Raw genomic sequence first — 2,129 nt, 5'->3', positions numbered from 1 at the left:
CGCCCCGAGGACGGTGCGCCGCGACGTCGACCGGCTGCGCAGCCTCGGTTACCCGGTCCATTCGGCGCCCGGCGTCTCCGGCGGCTACCGGCTGGGTGCGGGCGCGGAGCTGCCGCCGCTGCTGCTCGACGACGAGGAGGCCGTGGCGGTGGCGGTCGGCCTGCGTACCGCCGCGAACGGCACCGTGACCGGCATCGAGGAGACCTCCCTGCGCGCGCTCGCCAAGCTCGAACAGGTGCTGCCCGCCCGCCTGCGCCATCGCGTCAACACGCTGCAGCGGCACACCGTGCGGATCAACCGCGAGGGCCCCACCGTCGATGCCGACGTTCTCACCCGCGTGGCCGCCGCCTGCCGCGACCACGAGCAGCTCCGCTTCGACTACACCGGCCACCAGGGCGAGACCGCGCTCAGGAAGGCGGAGCCGCACAGCCTCGTCACCAAGGGCAATCGCTGGTACCTGGTCGGCTGGGACGTCGACCGCCGCGACTGGCGCACGTACCGCGCCGACCGGATCCGGCTCAGGACCCCGAACGGCCCGCGCTTCACCCCGCGCGAGCCGCCCGAGCCGGACGTGGCCGCATGGGTGCAGCATCGCCTGGCCCACCAGATGTGGCCTTTCGAGGCCCGCTTCCTCGTGCACGTCCCCGCCGAGCGGCTCGCGGGCAGGACGTCGGGCGCGGTCGAGGCGGTGGACGACCGGACGTGCCTGCTCACCCTGCGCGGGGACGACCTGAACCTGATGGCTGTGGTGGTGGCGTTCCTGGACGTGGACTTCGAGGTGCTGGAGCCCGTGGAGCTGAAGGATCGTCTGCGCGTTCTCGGTGAGCGGCTGCTCTCCTCTAGAATCTGATTCTGTGTCAGCGTTCTTCACGCAGAAGCAGGGCGAGCTGGTGCCAGCGCCGCACGCCCGTGGCCCCTGGTCCTCCGACATGCTCCACGGCCGCCTGCTCGGCGGGCTGGCCGCCCGCGCCATCGAGAGGCGGTACGCCCAGCCGGGGCTGCACTTCGCCCGGCTGACGGTCGATCTGTTCCGCAACAGCCCGATGGTGCCGGTCACAGTGGAGACCTCGCTGGTCAGGTCCGGGCGCAGGATCCTGGTGGCCGACGCGATCATCGCCACCGACCAGGGAGTGATCGGGCGGGCCAGTGCGGTGCTGCTGAGGCAGGGCGAGCAGCCGGACGGGGAGCAGACCTTCGTCACGCCCGCGTGGGACGCGCCCCCGCCCGACGGGCCGCCGGCGGACGCGCGCGCCGCCTGGACCCCGCCGTTCGACCTGTGGCGAGTGACGGAGTGGGGGGAGCCCGGTGCCGGCCGTGTGTGGCTGCGGGAGACGTACCCGCTGGTGGACGAGGAGCCCGTGACACCGTTCGTACGCGCGGCACTGGCCGCCGACTTCGCCAGCCCGCTGAGCAACGCGGGGGTGGAGGGGCTGCGCTTCATCAATGCCGACTACACGCTGACGCTCGCCCGGCTCCCGGCCGGTGAGGTGATCGGGGTCGAGACCACCGGTCACCTGAGCGCCGACGGGGTGGCGACCGGGCAGGTCACCATGCACGACAGGGGCGGGCCTTTCGGGTTCTGCGTGGTCACGGCGGTGGCCAACACAATGGGGATCGGCGGCCGCTAGCCCCGGCTGGATTGTCGTACCCGCCGCGTAACGTTCGGCAGGTGCGTTCAGCTGTGCGTCTCGCCGCCGGGGAGGGGTTCCGCCTCGATGCGGTGACCTGCGTCGACGACCATCGCGGGTGGTCGGCGGCCGAGGTGGGCTCCGGGCACCGCCTGGTGCTGGTGCGTCGTGGCCTGTTCCGGCGCAGGGTGGATGGGCGGGCCGCCGTGATCGACCCGACGATGGCGTACCTCTCGACGCCCGGCGTGGAGGAGCACTTCGCCCACCCGGCCGGCGGCGACGTGTGCACCTCGGTGTTCCTGTCGCCCGAGCTGTGGCGCACGCTCGCCGGTGACGGCACGCCGTTCGCCCGCCCCACCCTCTATGTGGACGCCCGTCTGGACCTGGCGCACCGGCGCTTCCTCGCGGCGGCGCGCGGCGGTGACGCCGCCTTCGAGCTGGCCGAGTCCCTGCTCTCCCTCATCGGTGCCGCCCTCTCGCAGCTGGCCCCTGCCCCGACCC

The 2,129-nt window shown here is 73.1% G+C and carries 2 protein-coding genes and 1 pseudogene; all 3 read left to right on the top strand.

Annotated features, from left to right (window positions below):
• A partial coding sequence (locus AB0J09_RS63055; RefSeq protein WP_360713872.1) for a WYL domain-containing protein occupies positions 1-850 on the top strand: 850 nt, incomplete at its 5' end.
• 4 nt (positions 851-854) lie between these two features.
• Positions 855-1,628 carry an acyl-CoA thioesterase domain-containing protein gene (locus AB0J09_RS63050; protein WP_360713870.1) on the top strand — a complete coding sequence of 258 codons (774 nt, stop codon included), beginning with the start codon at positions 855-857 and terminating at the stop codon, positions 1,626-1,628.
• Between the two features lie 41 nt (positions 1,629-1,669).
• A pseudogene (locus AB0J09_RS63045) lies at positions 1,670-2,129 on the top strand (AraC family transcriptional regulator); the annotation flags it as partial.

Source organism: Nonomuraea sp. NPDC049784, from assembly GCF_040659615.1.
Classification (GTDB): domain Bacteria; phylum Actinomycetota; class Actinomycetes; order Streptosporangiales; family Streptosporangiaceae; genus Nonomuraea.
This window is presented reverse-complemented; position numbering and strand designations above follow the sequence as displayed.